15 protein-coding genes and 1 riboswitch are annotated in these 20584 nt (G+C 67.3%); of the genes, 8 read left to right on the forward strand and 7 right to left on the reverse strand.

Annotated features, from left to right (window positions below):
* Positions 1-114 precede the first annotated feature (114 nt).
* On the forward strand, positions 115-1518 hold the full coding sequence (locus OVA31_RS19425; protein WP_267628229.1) for an NAD(P)H-quinone dehydrogenase: 1404 nt from the start codon (positions 115-117) through the stop codon (positions 1516-1518).
* 8 nt (positions 1519-1526) lie between these two features.
* Here OVA31_RS19425 and OVA31_RS19430 read toward each other — a convergent pair whose 3' ends face one another.
* Positions 1527-2123 carry a TetR/AcrR family transcriptional regulator gene (locus OVA31_RS19430; RefSeq protein WP_267628230.1) on the reverse strand — a complete coding sequence of 199 codons (597 nt, stop codon included), beginning with the start codon at positions 2121-2123 and terminating at the stop codon, positions 1527-1529.
* Between the two features lie 158 nt (positions 2124-2281).
* Between OVA31_RS19430 and OVA31_RS19435 the strand changes: the two genes are divergently transcribed.
* The gene (locus OVA31_RS19435; protein ID WP_267628231.1) at positions 2282-3157 is read left to right on the forward strand and encodes an LLM class flavin-dependent oxidoreductase; all 876 of its coding nucleotides are present in this window, start codon (positions 2282-2284) and stop codon (positions 3155-3157) included.
* 15 nt (positions 3158-3172) lie between these two features.
* Here the strand turns inward: OVA31_RS19435 and glpK are convergent, their stop codons facing one another.
* A complete protein-coding gene (gene glpK / locus OVA31_RS19440) occupies positions 3173-4681 on the reverse strand; it encodes a glycerol kinase GlpK (protein ID WP_267628233.1) in 1509 nt (502 codons plus the stop codon).
* 55 nt (positions 4682-4736) lie between these two features.
* Here glpK and glpD point away from each other — a divergent pair, with 55 nt between their 5' ends.
* Entirely contained in the window at positions 4737-6479 is a 1743-nt protein-coding gene (gene glpD, locus OVA31_RS19445) for a glycerol-3-phosphate dehydrogenase (protein WP_267628234.1), read from the forward strand.
* Between the two features lie 92 nt (positions 6480-6571).
* Positions 6572-6994 (forward strand): pyridoxamine 5'-phosphate oxidase family protein, encoded by a 423-nt coding sequence (locus OVA31_RS19450; RefSeq protein ID WP_267628235.1) that lies wholly within the window; start codon positions 6572-6574, stop codon positions 6992-6994.
* Between the two features lie 46 nt (positions 6995-7040).
* On the opposite strand, the gene OVA31_RS19455 is transcribed toward OVA31_RS19450, so the two are convergent.
* Positions 7041-7838 carry a DNA-formamidopyrimidine glycosylase family protein gene (locus OVA31_RS19455; protein ID WP_267628236.1) on the reverse strand — a complete coding sequence of 266 codons (798 nt, stop codon included), beginning with the start codon at positions 7836-7838 and terminating at the stop codon, positions 7041-7043.
* Positions 7831-12456: an ATP-dependent helicase gene (locus OVA31_RS19460; protein WP_267628237.1), complete on the reverse strand. Its 4626-nt coding sequence runs from the start codon at positions 12454-12456 to the stop codon at positions 7831-7833. Before OVA31_RS19460 ends, OVA31_RS19455 begins: the two co-directional genes overlap by 8 nt.
* A gap of 63 nt (positions 12457-12519) precedes the next feature.
* Positions 12520-12597, forward strand: a riboswitch (cobalamin riboswitch).
* 111 nt (positions 12598-12708) lie between these two features.
* Here OVA31_RS19460 and OVA31_RS19465 point away from each other — a divergent pair.
* The 4 genes from OVA31_RS19465 to OVA31_RS19480 all read left to right on the forward strand — a co-directional run bounded on the left by OVA31_RS19465 (position 12709) and on the right by OVA31_RS19480 (position 15611).
* Positions 12709-12933, forward strand: coding sequence for a CbtB domain-containing protein (locus OVA31_RS19465; RefSeq protein WP_190267600.1), 225 nt, complete (start codon positions 12709-12711; stop codon positions 12931-12933).
* A 29-nt stretch (positions 12934-12962) separates the two neighbouring features.
* Positions 12963-13790 carry a CbtA family protein gene (locus OVA31_RS19470; RefSeq protein WP_267628238.1) on the forward strand — a complete coding sequence of 276 codons (828 nt, stop codon included), beginning with the start codon at positions 12963-12965 and terminating at the stop codon, positions 13788-13790.
* A gap of 9 nt (positions 13791-13799) precedes the next feature.
* Positions 13800-14291 (forward strand): histidine phosphatase family protein, encoded by a 492-nt coding sequence (locus OVA31_RS19475; RefSeq protein WP_267628239.1) that lies wholly within the window; start codon positions 13800-13802, stop codon positions 14289-14291.
* A gap of 99 nt (positions 14292-14390) precedes the next feature.
* Positions 14391-15611, forward strand: coding sequence for an acyl-CoA dehydrogenase family protein (locus OVA31_RS19480; RefSeq protein WP_267628240.1), 1221 nt, complete (start codon positions 14391-14393; stop codon positions 15609-15611).
* A gap of 25 nt (positions 15612-15636) precedes the next feature.
* Here the strand turns inward: OVA31_RS19480 and OVA31_RS19485 are convergent, their stop codons facing one another.
* From OVA31_RS19485 to OVA31_RS19495, 3 genes are read right to left on the reverse strand one after another with little or no spacing between them, the layout of a single operon-like run.
* Entirely contained in the window at positions 15637-18408 is a 2772-nt protein-coding gene (locus OVA31_RS19485; protein WP_267628241.1) for a molybdopterin-dependent oxidoreductase, read from the reverse strand.
* Complete coding sequence (locus OVA31_RS19490) at positions 18405-19223, reverse strand: FAD binding domain-containing protein (protein WP_267628242.1); 819 nt, start codon at positions 19221-19223, stop codon at positions 18405-18407. Before OVA31_RS19490 ends, OVA31_RS19485 begins: the two co-directional genes overlap by 4 nt.
* A complete protein-coding gene (locus OVA31_RS19495) occupies positions 19223-20572 on the reverse strand; it encodes an 8-oxoguanine deaminase (RefSeq protein ID WP_267631613.1) in 1350 nt (449 codons plus the stop codon). Before OVA31_RS19495 ends, OVA31_RS19490 begins: the two co-directional genes overlap by 1 nt.
* Between the last annotated feature and the right edge of the window lie 12 nt (positions 20573-20584).

Genomic DNA, 20584 nt, shown 5'->3' on the forward strand with positions numbered 1-20584 from the left:
CCGCGCGCCGCGAATCGGGCCGGGGACTAGGTTGGAACACGACGGAACAGGCGCCGAAAGCGAGACGGCGGCCCGGATCAGCTCTGTCGGCCGAGGATGAGGAGAGGACTCACAGTGACCAAGATCGTGATCATCGGCGGTGGACCCGCGGGTTACGAGGCCGCGCTCGCCGCGGCCGCCTACGGCGCCGACATCACCGTGATCGACTCCGACGGCATCGGCGGGGCGTGCGTCCTGTGGGACTGTGTGCCGTCGAAGACCTTCATCGCGTCCACCGGCATCCGGACCGAGGTGCGCCGCGCCGTCGATCTGGGCATCAACATCCGCACCGATGATGCCCTGGTGACCGTGACGCAGATCCATCAGCGCGTCCGGGACCTGGCGTTCGCCCAGTCCGCCGACATCCGGTCCCGGCTGATCAGCGAGGGTGTCACCCTGGTGTCCGGTCGCGCGCAGCTCGATGAACGGCAGGTCGGCGTGTCCGCGCACGGCGTGATCGCCACCCTTGCCGACGGATCGACGCAGCGTTACGAGGGTGACGTGGTCCTGATCGCGACCGGCGCCTCGCCACGGGTCCTGGCCGACGCCCGGCCCGACGGCGAACGCATCCTCAACTGGCGTCAGCTCTACGACCTGGAAGAACTGCCCGAGCACCTGGTGGTGATCGGTTCGGGTGTGACCGGCGCCGAGTTCGTGCACGCCTACACCGAATTGGGTGTCAAGGTGACCCTCGTGTCCAGTCGCGATCGGGTCTTGCCCGGCGAGGACGAGGACGCCGCGCTGGTCCTCGAGGATGCGCTGGCCGAGCGCGGCGTCGAACTGATCAAGCACGCTCGTGCGGACAAGGTTGAGCGGCATGGGGATTCGGTGACCGCGCACCTGACGGACGGGCGTACGGTGACCGGCTCCCACGTGTTGATGACGGTGGGATCGGTACCCAACACGAACGATCTCGGGCTCGACCGGGCAGGCGTGGAGATCGACCGGAACGGCTATATCACGGTCGATCGGGTGTCGCGGACATCGGTTCCCGGTGTGTACGCCGCGGGGGACTGCACCGGTCTGCTGCCGCTCGCGTCGGTGGCGGCGATGCAGGGGCGGATCGCCATGTACCACTCACTCGGCGAGGGCGTCAGTCCCATCAAGCTGAAAACTGTTGCGTCCGCGATCTTCACGCGTCCCGAGATCGCCACTGTCGGGGTGTCGCAGACGGCCATCGACGCCGGTGAATATCCGGCACGGACCGTGATGCTCCCGCTCGCGACCAACCCACGCGCCAAGATGAGCGGCCTCCGCCGTGGTTTCGTGAAGATCTTCTGCCGCCCGGCCACCGGAGTGGTGATCGGCGGCGTGGTGGTCGCGCCCAACGCATCCGAGCTGATCCTCCCGATCGCGCTCGCGGTGCAGAACAAATTGATGGTCTCCGATCTCGCGCAGACGTTCTCGGTGTACCCGTCGCTGACCGGCTCGGTGACCGAGGCCGCGCGCCAGCTCGTCCGCCACGACGACCTGGATTAGGACGACGATCAGCGGGGAGTGCGGAGCCCGGCGACCAAAAGCGCGACCATGCGCCGAGCGTCGTAGTCCTCGTCGCCGCCGATGCACAGATTGCCGATGCCGCGCAGGAATTCGAGCGCGGTGACGTCGGAGCGGATCTCGCCGGCGGCCGCGGCTCCGTCGAGCAGCGCGCCGCAGACGGGCACCAGCCGGTCGAGGAAGTACGCGTGCAGTGTCTGGAAGCGTGCGGTGTCGGAGCGCAGGGCGGCAGCGAGGCCGTGCTTGGTGGTCAGGAAGTCGACGAAGAGCTCGACCCACTCGGCGAGTGCGAGGTATGGAGTGGCGGCGGTGGCCATGAGCGCCGGCCCAGCCTCGGCGCACGCCTCGACCTGGTGCTGATACACGGCGATGACGAGGTCGGCGCGGGTGGGGAAGTGGCGATAGATCGTGCCCATCCCGACCCCGGCGCGATCGGCGATCTCACGTACCGGCGCCTCCACACCGGAGACGACGAAGACGGCCGCAGCGGCCTCGAGCAGGGCCTGCTCGTTGCGGCGCGCATCCGCACGTTTCCGCGGTGCTGACCGTGGTCGTGTAGCCGCTGGTCGATCGTCGCCCTTCGGCACTCGTCCACCTCCGTTCCGATCGAGGTCTTGAAAAACGGAACAACGCTCCGTATTGTAATCGGAGCACGGTTCCGATTACTTGCACATCTTGCCAGAGTGTTCGGCCGAGCATCGACCTTTCGATCCGACGACCCGCACCCCTTCGAGGAGGCGCCACGATGACTACCGCCGCACACCCGAGTTTCGGGATCATGACCGCACCCATGCAGGTCAGCTATGAGGAGGTCCTGCGCGTATGGCGAGAGGCCGACGAGGTCCACGCCATCGAGCACGCGTGGCTGTTCGACCACCTGATGCCGATCGGTGGTGATCCCGACGGGCCGATTTTCGAGGGGTGGACGCTGCTCTCCGCGCTGGCCGCGCAGACCGAGCGCCTGCGCCTCGGACTCCTGGTGACCAGCAACAGGTTTCGGCCGCCGGCAGTGCTCGCCAAGATCGCGACGACCGTCGACATCGTCTCCGGTGGCCGCCTCGATTTCGGCATCGGCGCTGGATCGCGGCCGGGGCATCCGCTCGCCCGGCGGGAGTACGACGCGCATGGTCTGCCGTATCGCGATGCGGCGCAGGCCGTCGCGGACCTGGCGGAGGCGTGCACGGTGATCCGCCGACTGTGGAGCGAGACCGCGCCGTTCGGTTTCGACGGTGAGAACGTGCAGGTGACCGGCGCATTCGGCAACCCCAAACCGCTGCAGTCCCCGCACCCGCCGATCGTCATCGGAGGACGATCCACGCCGACGCTGCGGGTGGTCGCCGAACATGCCGACATCTGGAACATCCCGGGCGGTGACATCGAGGATGCCATCCGCCGCAGTGCGGTGGTCGATCGATTCTGCGCCGAGGTCGGGCGCGATCCGGCGACGATCACCCGATCGATCGCTCTGCCGGTCTCCTACGACCGCCCCGACGGAACTCGACGCGAGATCGCCGAGGCACTCGACGCAGGCTTCTCGCACGTCGTCCTGATGTTGCCGTCGCCCTACCCGGATCGGGTGGCGCACTGGGTCGCCGACGAACTCATCGACACGCCGGCGTGAACTCCGCCCAAGCGGTCAGGCGAGATCGAAGCTGTGCCCGACCGCCCGGTTCCAGCCGTCGTAGAGACGGTTGCGGTCCTCGGCCGCCATCCGGGGTTCCCAGCGCTTGTCCTCGGCCCAGTTCGCGCGGATCTCGTCCTCGGATTCCCAGTAGCCGACGGCCAGACCTGCCGCGTAGGCGGCGCCGAGTGCCGTGGTCTCGTTGACCACCGGTCGCACCACCGGCACGTCGAGGATGTCGGCCTGGAACTGCATGAGCAGGTCGTTGACGACCATACCGCCGTCCACCTTGAGTGTGGACAGCTCGACGCCCGAGTCTGCTTGCATCGCCTCGATCACCTCGCGGGTCTGAAAGGCGCTGGCCTCCAGGGCGGCTCGCGCGAGGTGCCCTTTGTTGACGAAGCGCGTCAGGCCGACGATGACCCCTCGGGCATCGGGTCGCCACCGTGGCGCGAACAGTCCGGAGAACGCCGGGACGAAGTAGGCGCCACCGTTGTCCTCCACCGACGCGGCCAACGATTCGATCTCGCGGGCATTGTCGAAGAGGCCGAGGTTGTCGCGCAACCACTGCACCAGTGATCCCGTGACAGCGATCGAACCCTCGAGTGCATAGCGCGCGTCCTGATCACCGATTCGGTAGCAGACCGTGGTGAGCAGGCCGTGGTCACTGAACACCGGCTCGGTCCCGGTGTTGAGGAGGAGGAAATTGCCGGTGCCGTAGGTGTTCTTGGCCTCGCCCGGATTCAGGCATGCCTGCCCGAACGTGGCGGCCTGTTGATCGCCCAGGATGCCGGCCAACGGTACGCCGGGTAGTGAACCGTGCTCGCGCAGCGGCCCGTAGACCTCGGATGAGCTGCGGATCTCGGGAAGCAAAGACATCGGCACGCCCATCTCGGCGCAGATCTCCTCGTCCCAGGCCAGGGTGCGCAGGTCCATCAGCATCGTCCGCGATGCGTTGGTGACGTCGGTGATGTGCAACCCGCCGTCGCGCCCACCGGTCATGTTCCACGTGATCCACGAATCCATTGTGCCGAAACACAGTTCGCCTGCCTCGGCGCGTTGTCGAGCGCCGTCGACGTGGTCGAGCAGCCATCGCACCTTGGGGCCGGCGAAGTACGTCGACAGTGGCAGACCCGTGCGGTCCCGGTATCGATCGACCCCGACGTCACCGGCGAGCATGCCGCAGAGGTCGTTGGTGCGGGTGTCCTGCCAAACGATCGCGTGGTGGATCGGCTCACCGGTCTCGCGGTCCCAGATGAGAGTTGTCTCACGTTGGTTCGTGAGGCCACAGGCGGCGATGTCGCCATGTTTCAGATCGGCGGACGCCAGTGCGGCGGCCGCCACCCGACGGGTGTTGCGCCAGATCTCCGATGCGTCGTGCTCCACCCAGCCTGCCTGCGGGAACACCTGCTCATGTTCGATCTGCTCGGAACTGACGACGCGGCCGTGCCGGTCGAAGATCATCGCCCGTGTGGACGTGGTGCCCTGGTCGATCGCGGCGACATATGTGCTTGCACTACCCACGACCGACAGTGTCGCACGCGGTGGCATCGGAGGAGATCAATTAGGCTCGGCAAGCATGAACACCGAGTTCAACCCAGACCGACCAGCGGATATGGGTCCGCTCTACCGAGCCGAGGCATGGCGCCGGCTGGGTAGTGAGCAGTTCGATCTCGTCGTCATCGGGGGCGGGGTCGTCGGTGTGGGAGCCGCTCTCGACGCCGCCACCCGCGGTCTGCGAGTCGCCCTGGTCGAGGCTCGCGACATCGCCTCGGGTACGTCGAGCCGGTCGTCGAAGATGTTCCACGGCGGACTCCGTTATCTCGAGCAACTCGAGTTCGGCCTTGTGCGTGAAGCACTTCGGGAACGGGAACTCTCCCTGCGTTTCCTCGCGCCCCATCTGGTCAAACCCCTGCCGTTCCTCTACCCGCTGACCCGCCGGGTGTGGGAACGCCCGTATGTGGGCGCCGGGCTGTTCCTCTACGACCAGATGGGCGGATCGAAATCTGTTCCCGGACAGAGTCATGTCACTCGGTCCGGCGCGTTGCGCGTCGCGCCTGCGCTGAAGAGGAACTCGTTGATCGGTGGGATCCGCTACTACGACACGGTGGTCGACGACGCCCGGCACAGCCTCACGGTCGCACGTACCGCGGCGAACTACGGCGCCGTGATCCGGACGTCCACCCAGGTGGTCGGATTCCTGCGGGAGGCCGATCGGGTCCTCGGCGTTCGGGTGCGTGATTCGGAGACCGGCGAGATCGGGGAGGTGCGCGCCCATTGCGTGATCAACGCCGCAGGGGTGTGGACCGACGAGGTCCAGGCACTCTCGAAACAGCGGGGCCACTTCAAGGTTCGTGCCTCCAAGGGCGTGCACATCGTGGTTCCCCGGGATCGCATCGTGAGCGAGACCGCGATCATCCTCCGTGCAGCCAACTCGGTGCTGTTCGTGATCCCGTGGGAGACACACTGGATCATCGGAACCACCGACACCGACTGGAATCTCGATCTCGCCCATCCGGCCGCCACCCGTGCCGACATCGACTACATCCTCGAGCGCGTCAACGAGGTGCTGGTCACCAAGCTCACCCATGGTGACATCGAGGGCGTGTACGCCGGGCTGCGACCGTTGCTCGCCGGTGAGGACGACGAGACCTCCAAGCTCTCGCGCGAACATGCTGTGGCGACGGTCGCGCCCGGGCTGGTGTCGATCGCGGGCGGAAAGTACACCACGTATCGGGTGATGGCCTCCGATGCCGTGGACGCGTGTACCGACTTCATCCCCACGCGGGTCGCGCCGTCCATCACCGAGCGGGTTCCGCTTCTCGGCGCCGACGGCTACTTCGCGCTCATCAATCAATGCGAGCATCTCGGTCGTCGATTCGGATTGCATCCCTATCGGATTCGACGTCTCCTCAACCGCTATGGATCGTTGATCGACGACGTCCTCTACTACGCCGACGCCGAACCGTCTTTGTTGCAGCCGCTCGCCGCGGCACCTCAGTACCTGCGCGTGGAGGTCGTCTACGCGGCGATCGACGAGGCGGCGCTGCACCTGGAGGACGTCTTGGCGCGGCGCACGCGGATCGCGATCGAATATCCGCACCGCGGAGTCGATTGCGCGCAGGAGGTCGCCGATCTGCTCGCACCGATCCTCGGGTGGTCGGAGGAGGAGACGGCTTTCGAGGTCGCCACCTACATCGCCCGGGTGGAGGCGGAGGTCGCATCGCAGCGACAACCTGACGACGATTCGGCCGACGCCCTGCGGGCCGCGGCGCCGGAAGCGCGGCCGGAGATCCTGGAGCCGGTCCCGGTACCAGACTGAATCCGTGATGTGTGATCGCCGAAGTCGGGACCTTTGGCACTGTCGGCCCACCTGTTCCGGAGGAACAATGGATTATGACAGAAGGACGGATCATGGTCGACAACGTCGTGCAGGTGCTCACCGACGACGAGGCCTGGGAACTTCTCGCAACCGTCGCGCTCGGACGAATCGCGTTGAGCGTCAACGGTCAGCCGGACATCTTCCCGGTCAATTTCCACGCCGGTGAGGGACGGATCGTCTTCCGCACGGGTGAGGGCACCAAGCTCTCCGAGATCGCGGTCAACGAGAACGTCGCCTTCGAAGCCGACGACCACACCGCACTGAGGGGTTGGAGCATCGTCGCAAAAGGTGCTGCACGCGTGTTGGTGTCGACCCATGACATCGCCGCCGCCGACGAATTGCCCTTGCGTCCGTGGACTCCCACGATCAAGTACAACTACGTCGAGATCTCGGTCGACGAGATCAGCGGCCGGCGCTTTCTGTTCGGTCCTGAGCCGGAACGGTATCCGGTCTGAATCGGGGGCGGGTACCGCACGTCACAGGACCGCCGTCGCGATCTCGTCAGGTCTGACAGCCTGGGCAGAAGTAGATCACGCGATCATCGCCGATCGAGCCGAGTTGACCTCGCTCGATCGGCGTTCTGCATCGTCGGCACAGTTGCCCTCGTCGGCCGTAGACCCACAGCCGCGCATTCGCCGCCGTCTGTCCGGTGGTGGTGCGGGCGGTGCGTGATCGGTTGGCCCACAACAAGCGTCTGCTCAGATCGACCGTCGCGGGCACATCGACATCTCGCACAGCCCGCGCGGGCAACATCCCGCGCAGGAAACAGATCTCGCTGCGGTAGACGTTGCCGATACCGGCCAGGAGACGTTGGTTCAGCAGTGCGGTGCCGATCGGATCGTCGGGACATCCTTCGATGCGGCGGACAGCTTCGTCGCGATCCCAGTCGACGGCGAGCAGATCTGGACCGAGGTGGCCGAGCGCCGCTTCCGGATCGTCGGACACCTCGAGGATGCCGAGGTCGAATCCCACGGCCTCGGCATCCTCGGTTCGCAGGACGACGCGCGCCTGGAAACCCGGTCGTCGCCAGCGGCGGCCGACCGGGTGCACGTGCCAAGCGCCCTCCATCTTCAGGTGTGAATGGATGCTCATCGCGCCGACATCCGGTCGGCTCTCGTCGGGGCCCGCGACATCGATCAGCAGATGCTTTCCCCTCGATCGCACCGCGACGACGATGCGGCCGGACAGATCGGTGGTCGCGAGCCGAGGAACACGGAACTGCGTATACGACAACCGCTTGCCCGCCAGCGCCGTTCGAAGCCGAGCGGCGGTCGCGAAGACGGTGTCACCCTCAGGCATGCTGCCCGTAGCGCATCCGGAGACCGCGTGGCGCCGTCGCGAAACCTGCGGCCACCAGGATGCGCGCGAAGTCGGACCGTAACGCCGGCTGCGAATCGACCTGGTCGATCATCAAGCGGGACACGCGCCCTGATCGTACGAGGGCGGCCAGGGCGCCTGCGGCCGACTCCAGGGCGGACGTCGATTCGCTGAAGGTCAGGAGGGTCTTGCCGCCGCGCTCGACGAACACGACGAGCGCGCCGTCGACCAGCACCACGAGGGCGCCGGGCTTGCGACCAGGTCGGTGGCCGACGTCCTCGGAGGTCGACGTCGGCCATTCCAGCGCGGCGCCGAACGGATTCGCCGGGTCGTTCGACGCCAGCACGATGGCGGAGTTCTCGTTGCCACGGTCGACGAGTGCGTGCCGTCGCAGGTCGTCGACCGTGGCGGGCGATGCGAACTGTGCCCCACCGAGGCCGTCGACGTAGTAACCGCGCCGGACCTGACCGTTGTCCTCGAACACGGTGAGAGCCTTGTAGATCCGGGCGAATCCTCCGGTGACACCCTCACTCGCGACACTGCCCCGGGTGATGACGCCGTACCGGGCCAGGAGCTGCTCGCACGTGGCCTGAGTGGCCACGGTGGGGTCGGGCTCGTGCCGTTCGAGTGCGAACCACCGCCCACTCGCCGTCGGGGGAACCGCGCGTCCGGTCGAATGCTCCGCGAGATAGCGCGTGGACAGGCGCTGGGCCCGTAGGCGTGGGGCGCGACCGCGTGAGCGGTGTGCAGGTGTCGATCTCGACGCCGACGCGGTGCGTCTCGGTTGGATCAATGCACGAACCGGCGCGAACGAGTCGTTGCTGATCCGGCCTGACCAGACGAGGTCCCACAGCACGGTCTCCACCTCGGCAGCGGGTACGGGTGAGGTGGATTCGGTGGTGCTCACGGTGTCGGCCACCTGAGCGAACCGGAGGGCACCGCCGGGCTCGAGAGCGTGGGCGACCCGGGCCATCAGTGCGGTGGTGTCGATCTCGTCGGGCGGTGGCAACGTCAGCGGCGCCACGTCGGCGGGGTGCAGTGCGACCCAACCGTCCGAATTGCCGATGCGGCCATGCCCGGACCAGATCACCTCACCCGCGCTGAGCAGCTCGTCGAGCATTGCGGGCTGGTAGTCCCGGATCCGCGCCGGCAGGACCAGGGATTCCCATGCAGACGCCGGGAGTGGAAAGCCGGCCAGCTGGTCGATGACCGTCGCCACGCCGTCGACACCGCCGAGCTGATCGTCGGCTGTGGCGTGCTGCCAGGACGCCAGGAACCGTGCCAGGACCTCGGTGTCGACGGGGGCCACCTCGGCCCGGCTCGCCGCCAGGGAACCACGCCGGATCTGACCGAGTACGTCGGCGTGGCACCACTGCGTGACCCGCTGACCGCCCGACGGTTCGCCGTCCGGGAGGAAGTCCCCCTCGACGACCCGCCGGTCGGCGGCCAGCCGGATCAGCGTGTCCCGGACCACTCCGATAGCCATACCCAACGTCTGCGCGGCCTCGGCGACGGTGAACGGTCCGTGGGTGCGGGCGTATCGGCCGACCAGGTCGCCGACGGGGTCCGGCACGGGCTCGAGGTAGGCGGCCGGGATGCCCATCGGTGCCGGTACGCCGAGGGCGTCGCGAAGTCGTGCGGTGTCGTCTATCGCCGCCCACAATGGCCGGCCACCGTGATTGACGGAGATGATCTGCCCGGTCCGATGCAGGTCGGTGAGATGGTCGAGGGCCGGATCCTCGCCCCGGTAGCGGTCGGTGACCTCCTCTGTGCTCAGCGGGCCGAGCCAGCGCAGGAGGTCGACGATGTCCTCGGCGTCGCGGGCCTGCCGGTCGGGGGACAGGCGCTGCAGCCGCGCGGTGACCTCGGCGATGACCGCGGGGTCGAGGAGTTCACGGAGATCGACCCGCCCGAGCAGTTGCGCCAGCAGGCTGGTGTCCAGCGAGAGGGCTGCCGCGCGCCGCTCGGCCAGCGGGGCATCGTCGGCGTACATGAACGCACCCACGTAGCCGAACAGCATCGAGGCGGCGAAGGGCGACGGACTGGCGGTCTCCGTCTCGACGATCCGGATCCGACGCTGTCGGATCCGCGTGAGCAGGTCGACGAGGGCTGGGAGGTCGTAGACGTCCTGGAGGCATTCGCGCACCGCTTCCAGGACAATCGGGAAGTCAGGGAACTTTGATGCGACGGAGAGCAATTGGGCGCTGCGCTGACGTTGCTGCCACAGCGGGGCGCGCCGTCCGGGGTCTCGCCGAGGGAGTAGCAGCGCCCGCGCCGCGCATTCGCGGAAGCGGGAGGCGAACATCGACGAGTCGGCGAGGGCATCGGTGACGAGCTGCTCGATGTCGTCCGGGTCGACGACGAAGACACCGGTCCCTGGCGGGTCGTCGTCGGTGTCGGGCAGGCGCACGATGATGCCGTCGTCGGATGCCGTCGTCGCACCTTCGATACCGAGCGTGTTCTGCAGGCGTGCGGAGATCGCGCTCGCCCACGGTGCGTGGACGCGTAACCCGTAGGGGGAGTGCAGGATCAGGCGCCAGTCGCCGAGCTCGTCGCGGAATCGCTCGACGACCAGGGTGCGATCGGTGGGCAGGTGGCCGGTGGCTTCTTTCTGTTCGCCGATCAGCGCGGCGAGGTTGTCGCGTGCGAAGTCGGTGAGCCCGAGGCGTGCGGCATGCTCGGCGAGGGTGTCGGGATCGGCCACGGCTCCGGTGAACTTGCCGATGGCGGCACCGAGTTCGGCAGGCCGGCCGACGGTGTCGCCGATCCAGAACGGGAGACGGCCCGGCTGACCGTAGGCCGGGGAGACGAGAACGCGATCGTGGGTGATGTCCTCGATCCGCCAACTCGTCGCACCGAGTGCGAAGACGTCGCCGACGCGCGACTCATAGACCATCTCCTCGTCGAGTTCGCCCACGCGGGTGGATTTCTCGCCAACCATGAACACACCGAACAGCCCCCGGTCCGGGATCGAACCACCGGAGGTCACGGCGAGTCGCTGAGCGCCTCGCCGTCCCACCAGGGTGCCGGCCTCACGATCCCATGTGACGCGGGGCCGCAGCTCGGCGAACTCGTCCGACGGGAACCTCCCGGCGATGAGGTCGAGCGTGGCGTCGAAGACCTGGCGACCGAGTTCGCGATAGGGCGCAGCGCGGCGGACCACCTCGAACCAATGGTCGACGTCGAGATCGTCGATCGCCGCGGCCGCGGCCGCAATCGTCTGCTGCGCCAGGATGTCGAGCGGATTCTGCGGGACCCTGAGTTCTTCGATCGCACCGTCGAGCATCCGCTCCACGGTGACGGTGCAGTGGATGAGATCGGTGCGGTGCTTGGGAAACAGAACCCCCTGCGAGATCTCACCGACCTGATGCCCCGCGCGGCCGATGCGCTGCAGCCCGTTGGCGACCGACGGTGGCGCCTCGACCTGGATGACGAGATCGACGGCGCCCATGTCGATACCGAGTTCGAGCGAACTGGTGGCCACCACGCACGCGAGTCGCCCGGCTTTGAGGTCGTCCTCGATCAGCGCTCGCTGTTCCTTGCTGACGGAACCGTGATGTGCCCGGGCGAGCGTCGGCTCGGATCCGGCGCTCGCGCCGCTGGCCATGATGAACGCCGGGGCACCGCCCGCGACGCGCGCATTCGGGGGTGGTGGACCGTCGGTGGTGCCGGTGCGCTCGGCGTGGATCTCGTTGAGGCGGGCGGTGAGGCGTTCGGCGAGTCGTCGCGAGTTGGCGAACACGATCGTGGCCCGATTCTTCTCGATCAGATCGACGATCGACGTCTCCACATAGGGCCACAGCGAACCGGCCGTGGGTGAGAACGCGTCGTCGAGCTCGTCTGCGGTCTCGGGTGCGGGGATGTTCGCCATGTCCTCGACCGGGACGTCGACACGCAGGTCGAAGGTCTTGGTGGCGGCGGGCTTGACCACTCGGCACGGTGCCGCACCACTGAGGAATCCGGCGACCACCTCGGGCGGACGGACCGTCGCCGACAGCCCGATGCGCTGCGCGGGTTTCTCGAGGAGCTCGTCGAGACGCTCGAGGGTCAGTGCGAGGTGGGTGCCGCGTTTGGTTGCCGCGACGGCATGGATCTCGTCGACGATCACCGCGTCGACATCCGTCAATGTCTCGCGAGCGGCCGACGTCAGCATCAGGTAGAGCGATTCGGGCGTGGTGATCAGGATGTCCGGCGGCGTCTTGACCAGCGAGCGGCGTTGGGCGGGAGAGGTGTCACCCGAGCGCACCCCGACGGTGATGGCGGGTTCGGGCAGATCGAGTTCCTGGGCGGCTCGGGTCATCCCGGTGAGCGGTGCCCGCAGATTGCGCTCGACGTCGACCGCGAGCGCCTTGAGCGGCGAGATGTACACGACCCGCGTGCCGTGTCGGCGGTCCGGGTCCGCGGCCAGCCGATCGAGAGCCCAGAGGAAGGCGGAAAGCGTCTTGCCGGACCCGGTCGGTGCGATGACCAGTGTGTTGTCGCCGTCGGCGATGGACGACCACGCACCCGACTGGGCCGCCGTCGGCGCGTCGAAGGCGCCCGTGAACCACCGCCGGGTCGGGGCGGTGAAGCGATCGAGGACGGGGGCCTTGCGGGGCACAATGCCATCATCCCTCACGGCACCGACAGGACCGGGTATACAGTCTTCTCACACCAGTGCGTGGGGAATCCGGTGGGAATCCGGAGCGGTCGCGCCGCTGTGATCCCGGCTCGCCAGACGTGCCGGGAGAGCCAGAATGCCGGGCATCGGTGGAGTTCGTTTCGACAACCCGATCGGGACAACCCGTTTGGGACAGTACCGTTTGGGACAACACGAAGTGGGACGCGAAATCCCCGGGAAAGGACCACCCGTATGACTGCCTCGACGCAGACGACAACGAAGGCCCGGTCGCTGGCCGTTCCGGATCTCTCGGTGGCGAGCGCCGCGATGTGGCTCAGCCTGACCGTGCTGCTCGCCGGTCTCGCCTATTACTTCTTGGGTTACGACCAGGGCGCGGTGTCGGTGTTCGGGTCCGACACCCACGTCCACGAGTTCGTGCACGACGCCCGGCACTTCCTCGGCTTCCCCTGCCACTGAGCGACACCGGACAGGGGAGACAACCACACATGGAGAAGAAGTTCATCGGCGCGGGCCTGCTGTCGGGCCTGATCGCCGGAATCGTCGCGTATGTGTTCGCCCGGCTGTTCATCGAGCCGCAGGTTGCCGCGGCGATCGACTACGAAGAAGGGCGCTCGCACGCCGAGGAGATGCTCGCGGGTGATCACGGTGCACACGAGCACGGAGAGGTCTTCACCCGTTCGATCCAGGAGAACATCGGTGCCGGGGTCGGCACAGTGGTCTTCGCGGTCTGCATGGGTGCGTTCTTCGCGGTCGCGTTCACGATCCTGTGGGCCTACATAGGACGCCACTTCCCGGCGACCGATCCTCGGATGGTGGCGGCCGCGCTCGGCGTGATCGGGTTCGTCGCCGTATTCGGGGTGCCGTTCTTCGCCTACCCGGCCAATCCGCCGGCCGTCGGCAACGACGACACGATCGGCGCGCGCAGCGGTGCGTTCCTCACGATCACCCTGCTGTCACTGGCGTTCGCGATCGCCGCGGTGGTGCTCGCGTTGTGGCTGCGTCCGCGACTGGGCGGGCTCCTGTCGGGAGTCGCCGCCACCGTCGGCTATCTCGTGGCGGTCACGATCACCGTCGCCGTGCTGCCCGAGTTCGACGAGGTGCCGGGCCCGGTCGCCAACGATTCGGGACAGATCATGTTCCCCGGCTTCCCGGGCGACGTGATCGGCGATTTCCGGGTCTACACGATCGCCAACCAGGTCGTCCTCTGGACCGTGCTGACGGTTGTGTTCGCGGTGATCCTCGGACGTCTCGCTCGCCCCGCAGTGACCCCGGATGCGACGACCGGCGACAAGATCGTCGCCGAGCAGGGCTGACACCGGACATTGCTCGTCATCACCGCCGGCCGCACCGGTCCCAACCGATCGGTGCGGTTCGGCGGCGATCTGTCTCTGGACGAGCGGGGTCGCAGCGATGTGACCGCGCTCGCCGCCTCGGCCCGCGCCGACGACGTGGTGATCGGCGGCCCGGAGCGGGCGACGCGTGAATCGTGTGAGCTGCTGGCCGCCGCCCACGCCGTCGACCGCAGACTGGCGACGCTGGACGTCTGTGATTGGTCGGGGCTGACCCCCGAAGAGATCGATCCCGCCGACCTGCGAGCGTGGTTCACCGACCCGTCGGCACGTCCCCACGGTGGCGAGGCGATCACCGAGTTCGTCGAACGTATCCACCGATGGCGCTCCGACGCCGACCCGACGCCTGGACTGTGCGTGGTCGCGATGCCGGTGGCCCAGGCGTTGCTGGCCCCTGATGCCGCCCATTACTTCGCGGTCGAGGTCCGCCCGTCGACGATCTACGAGGTCTCCCTCGACCGATGAAACAGGATCGTCAGAGTGTCCCTTTACTTCCGCAATGACTCCTGACACAGTGTTCAGAAAGTAACTGAAACATGTTCTGATCTTGGGGAGTGTGCGGCGATGTTCGAGTGGTCCGAAGAAGACCTGATGGTCCGAGATGCGTTGCGTGCGTTCATCGACAAGGAGATCCGTCCGAACGTTGAGGAGTTGGAGACCGGCGCGCTGCCGCCCTATGACATCACCCGAAAGCTGCTCTCCGCCTTCGGCGTGGACGCCATGGCAAAAGAAGGACTGGAGAAGGAACTCGCCGCCGAGGCCGCCGGCGAGAAGAGTTCCGGTGGGGGCGGCGGGATGGCCAACTCCATGTTCCTCATCCTCAACATGGAGTTGGCCGGCGTCAGTCTGGGCCTCGTCGCGTCGATGGGTGTCAGCATGGGCCTCACCGTCTCGACCATCCGGGGCAAGGGCACGCTGGCCCAGAAGAAACGTTGGCTGCCCGAGCTCGTGACCATGGAGAAGGTGGGCGCCTGGGCGATCACCGAGCCCGATTCCGGCTCGGATGCCCTCGGCGGCATGAAGACCACCGTGAAGCGTGACGGCGACGACTACATCCTCAAGGGACAGAAGACCTTCATCACCAACGGTCCGTACGCCGACACGATCGTCGTCTTCGCCAAACTCGACGAGGGCGACGACACCCCGATCCGGGATCGCAAGGTCCTGTCCTTCGTACTGGACAAGGGTATGCCGGGTCTCACGCAGGGCAAGTCGTTCAAGAAGATGGGTATGATGAGTTCGCCGACCGGTGAACTGTTCTTCGACGACGTCCGGGTCGGCAAGGACCGTCTGCTCGGGGAAACCGAGGACACCGGCTCGGACAGCCGGGGCTCCGAGGGTGCGAAGGCCGGTTTCACCGCCGAGCGGGTCGGCATCGCAGCGTTGTCGCTGGGCATCATCAACGAAGCGCAGCGGTTGTCGATCGACTACGCCAGGTCCCGCACGTTGTGGGGCCAGGAGATCGGGCAGTTCCAGCTCATCCAGCTCAAGCTGGCCGAGATGGAGATCGCCCGGATCAATGTGCAGAACATGCTCTTCAGCGCCATCGAACGGACCAAGGCCGGAAAGCCGCTGTCGTTGCCCGAGGCGTCGGCGATGAAGCTCTATTCCTCGCGTGCGGCCACCGAGGTGGCGATGGAGGCGGTGCAGCTGTTCGGCGGCAACGGCTACATGGCCGAATATCGGGTGGAACAGCTTGCGCGCGATGCCAAGTCGCTGATGATCTACGCCGGCAGCAACGAGATCCAGGTGACTCACGTCGCCAAGGGGTTGTTGCGCGCCTGACCGCGTCGGGACGGTGGCTCGGCGCTCAGTCCTGCAGCAGTCGCCACACGCGATCGCGTGACATCGGCAACTCGTGCGGGCGGACGCCGATCGCCCGTCGGACCGCGTTCGCCAGTGCCGGTGCCACCGGGTTGTAGGGGGATTCGCTCATCGACTTCGCGCCGAAAGGCCCGAGGTCGTCGGAGGTCTCGGCGAAATAGACTTCCGTGGTGGGGATGTCGGCCATCTGCGGAACGCGATAGTTCCGAAAGACCGGGGTCAGCGGAACGCCGTGACCGTCGAGCATGATCTCCTCGTACAGCGACGACCCGATGGCCTGCGCGACACCGCCTTCCACCTGGCCGATGCACTGCTGAGGATTCATCACGGTGCCCGCATCGGCGGACTGTATCGACTGCAGGATCACGACGGCGCCGGTCTCGGTGTTCACCGCGACCCGAAAGGCGTGCACGTTGAACGCGATCGAGCGGAGGTCGCCGTTCTCCACCCCGGTCGCGACGATCCGGTCGGCGACGCGTGACTCGCCGTCGACGGCGTCGAACATCTCATGGAAAGAGATCAGGCGTTCGCCGACCATTGCCCCGTCGGGGGTCAGGACCACGCGGTCCGGTTCACTGGCGGCGACCTCGGCGGCTGCACCGATCAGCTTCTCGCGCAGCGAGATGCACGCTGCGTGGAGTGCCTTTCCCGCGACGGTGATGCCGGCCGAGGCGAACGCACCAGTGTCGTATTCGGCGGCGTCGGTGTCACCGTGGCTCAACCGGATCCGGTCGGGCGTGGTGTTCAGCGCGGTCGCCGCGATCTGGGTGTGCACGGTGGTGGTGCCGTTGCCGAACTCGGATGTACCGATCCCGACGTGGTAATCGCCCTCGGCGTCCACGCCGATCCGCACCCGCGAGATGTGGCCGCGCGGGGCCATGGTGGCGATGGCGGCCAACGCCATCCCTTCTCCGACACGCCAGTGCGGTCCCGGCGGTGGTGCGATGCCGTTGCCACGGTCCAACGCCGACTGCGCGAGGTCGAGACACTGGTCGAGACCGTAACTGCCGTACACCAGGTCGGGTTCGGGCTCGGGATGGGTGATGAGGAGCGGATCGCCGTCGGCCACGGCGTTGCGGCGGCGCAGCTCGAAGGGGTCGATGTCGAGGGAGATCGCGAGTTCGTCGAGCGCGCTCTCCACCGCGAAGTTCACCTGCCCGAGCCCGTAGCCGCGGAAGGCTCCCGACGGTGGGTTGTTGGTGTACACCACCTCTGCGTCGACCCGCTTGACCGGGCAGTTGTAGACCGAGATCGACTCGGCGCATGCATGGAACATGACTCCGACCGCATGATTGCCGTAGGCGCCGGTGTCGGAGAGGACATCGATCTTCAGCGCGGTCAGTCGGCCGTCGGTGTCGGCCCCCAGGTCGACCGCGACGCGGAACGGGTGTCGGTAGGTGGTACGAGTCATCTCGTCGGTGCGGCTCATCTCGTAGCCGCAGGGTCGGCCGGTGCGCAGCACGGCGAGCGCGACCAGGTCCTCGGTGAGCAGTTCCTGTTTGCCGCCGAACCCGCCCCCGACACGGGCCGTGAAGACCCGGATCCGGTCGACGTCGAGATCGAGGAGGTGGGCCAGTTCGTCGCGCACGAGGAACGGGACCTGGCTACTGGTGCGGATCACCAGACGTCCGTCGTTGTCGAGCCGGCCGATGCTGCCGTGTGTCTCCAGTTGCGCATGTGAGACCCGGGCCGTCGACCAGCTGCCGGAGACGGTCACTGCCGACCGGGCAAGGGCCGCATCGATATCGCCGCCGAAGCCGTGATGGAAATCGGCGATGGTGTTTCGATCGGCATGGTTGACGCGATCGAGTGCGGTGCGATCGGGATGGATGCGCGGCGCACCCGGTCGTCGGGCTTCTTCTGGGTCGAAGACGGCGGGCAGTTCCTCGTAGGTCACATCGATCAGTCGGCAGGCCTGCTCGGCGGCGGCCGCGGAGTCGGCGACGACCGCGGCGACCCGCTGACCGACGAACCGGACCACCGGATCGAGGATCAGTGTGTCGTCGGGGTCGTCCTCACGGTGCTCGTGTCGGGCCGTGGAGAACCGCCTGCCGGGTACGTTCTCGTGGGTGAGGATGAGTGCGACACCCTCCACTCGCTCGGCTGCCGAGATGTCGATCGACACGATGCGGGCATGGGGGACAGGCGATCCGAGCACGCGAAGGTAGGTCATCCCGGGAACCGCGACGTCGAAGGTGTAGGGCTCGGTACCGGTGACCACGCGGCGGGCGGCCGGCGGGTTGACGGACCGGCCGATGCTGCCGGTCGCGGATATCGGAGTGCTGTCGGCGGGATTCGTGTTGCTGTCGGCGGGGGTTCGGTTGCCGTCGGCAAGGCCTTCGGTGATGGCGTCGCGGATGGCGCGGTAGCCGGTACAGCGGCACAGGTTGCCCTTCATCTTCCGGGGCAGGTCGGCGAGGTCGTCGGGGCGCAGTGTGGATGCCGTGACGACCATTCCCGCCGTGCAGAAGCCGCATTGGAAGCCGAAGTTGTCGATGAAGGACTGCTGCATCGGATGCAGATCGTCGGGTGTGCCGAGGCCGGAAGCCGTGGTGACCGAACAGTTCTCGACCCGCTGCGCCGGATAGATGCAGGAATGGACCGGGGTGTCGTCGACGAGCACCGAGCAGGCTCCGCAGTCGCCTGCGTCGCAGCCCTTCTTCACCTCGAAATGCGCGGTGTCACGCAGTAGGGTGCGCAGACACTGGCCCGGACGCGGCTGCGCCTGGTGCTCGGCCCCGTTCACCGAGAACCTCATCGGGTGACCCCGTCCGCGAGTTCGGCCCGGATCTCCTCTGCCAGAACAACGGACACGGCTCGTCGCCAGTCGGCCGCGCCGAGCGGATCGGTGTAGTAGCCGTCGACGGCGGAGACGTCGCGACGTAACCGGGCCGCCGACGGTGGTGACGGATAGCGCAGGATCACCGGCCGAGTGGTGGCCGCGGTGATCCCGATGACCACCGAGTCGTCTTGGTCGAGGCGACCGGTGACCACCGCGCCCGACCGTCCGAGTTCGGCCAGGGCGATCTTGCGGAATGCGGTGGTCGCGCACATCGAGGATCCCGGGATGTCGACGGCGCGAAGTACCTCACCGTCGGCGAGCAGGGTGGTGCCGTTGCCGGTGACGAACTCGGCCACCGGGATTCGGCGATCGGCGCGGTCGGGACACCAGATCTCGGCGACGCCGTCGAGTCCGGCGGTGAGCGAGACCATCGCAGCCGCGGCATAGGCGCGGCAGATGTTGCCTCCGACGGTGGCCACGTTCCAGATCTTGAACGACGCCAGCAGTGCGTTCGCGCATGCGCCGAACAGCGGTTGCGCCCGCCATCCCGAACGTGCGGGCAGTGCGGCCAGTTCGGCGATCGTGCAGGTGGCTCCGATCCGGAGTCCACCGTCGGGAAGGTCTTCCAGCGCGGGCCATTCCATCTCCGACAGGTCCACGATGCCCGAGGCGTCCGTCTGTGGTTCGGAGAAGAACCAGGTACCACCGGCCACCAGTCTCTCGCCGGGGGCGAGGTTCAGGTCGTCGCGTGAACGGGCGTGGCGATAACCGGTGATCGTGTTGAGATCCATCAGGACGCCTTGTCGATCAGGCGACGATGCTCCCTGGCCACCTCGGCGGCGACGGTGTCGGTGTCGACGGTGAGCATGGTGCCGTCGCCGACGATCCGTCGTCCGTTCACCCAGGTCCCGACGATCGGCGGGATTGCGCCGAGGACCAGCGCGGCCACCGGGTCGTCGATGCCGCTGTGCGCCACCGACGACAGATCCCACAGCACGACATCTGCCAGCTTGCCGACCTCGATCGAGCCGGTGTCGGCGGCCCGGCCGAGCACCCGTGCACCTCCGATGGTCGCCAGCTCGATGGCGGTCCGGGTGGTGAGTGCGGTGGGGCCGCCCCGCGCCCGTGCCATGAGGACGGCCTGGTGGGCCTCTTCGAGGAGTCGGCAGGACTCGTTGGACGCCGCTCCGTCGACGCCGAGGCCGACCGGGACGCCGGCATCGACGAGGTCGCGCGTGCGACAGATGCGATTGCCCAGACGGGCATTGGAGGTGGGGCAGTGGGCGACTCCGGTGGACGTCGCGGCCAGACGCCCTATCTCGTCGTCGTCGAATTCGACACCGTGCGCGAACCACACATCGTTCCCCACCCAGCCCACCGACTCCATGTATTGCAAAGGAGTGCAACCGAAGTGATCGTCGCAGTAGGTGTTCTCGTCCAGCGACTCGGCGAGATGGGTGTGCATCCGGACGCCGAGTTCGCGGGCCAGCACCGCCGATTCGCGCAGCAGGTCCGTGGTCACCGAGAACGGCGAACACGGCGCGAGCGCGATACGCAGCATGGCATCGGGGGACGGGTCATGCCACCGGGACACCGCATCGGCGCTGTCCGAAAGGATGTCGTCGAGGCCCTGCACCACCGAATCCGGCGGCAGTCCGCCGTCCTTCTCCGACAGGTCCATCGACCCACGGGTGGGATGGAACCGCAGCCCGATGGTCTGCGCCGCGTCGATCTCGGCGCCCAGCAGATCACCGCCTTCGGCGGGGAACACGTAGTGGTGGTCGGTCGTGGTCGTGCAGCCGGACAGCGCGAGCGAGGTGAGGCCCCCGAGGGCCGCGGTGCGCACCGCGTTCTCGTCGATACCGGCCCAGATCGGGTACAGCGTGGTCAGCCACTCGAACAGGGTGTGGTCGGCGGCGAGACCGCGGGTGATCCATTGATAGAGATGGTGATGTGTGTTGACCAGCCCCGGCGTGAGAACGTGTCCGCGCCCGTCGATCCGGACGGTGTCGTCGGGCAGCGACGGCGGAGGCTCGCCGACCGAGACGATGCGCTCGCCGTCGATCAGCACCGACGCCTGCGGCAGTTCACGCCGTGCGCCGTCGACGGTGATGACATGCGCGTTCTCGATCAGGGTCATCGGCTGCCGGGA

Origin of the sequence: Gordonia sp. SL306 (assembly GCF_026625785.1) — a bacterium.
Taxonomy (GTDB): domain Bacteria; phylum Actinomycetota; class Actinomycetes; order Mycobacteriales; family Mycobacteriaceae; genus Gordonia.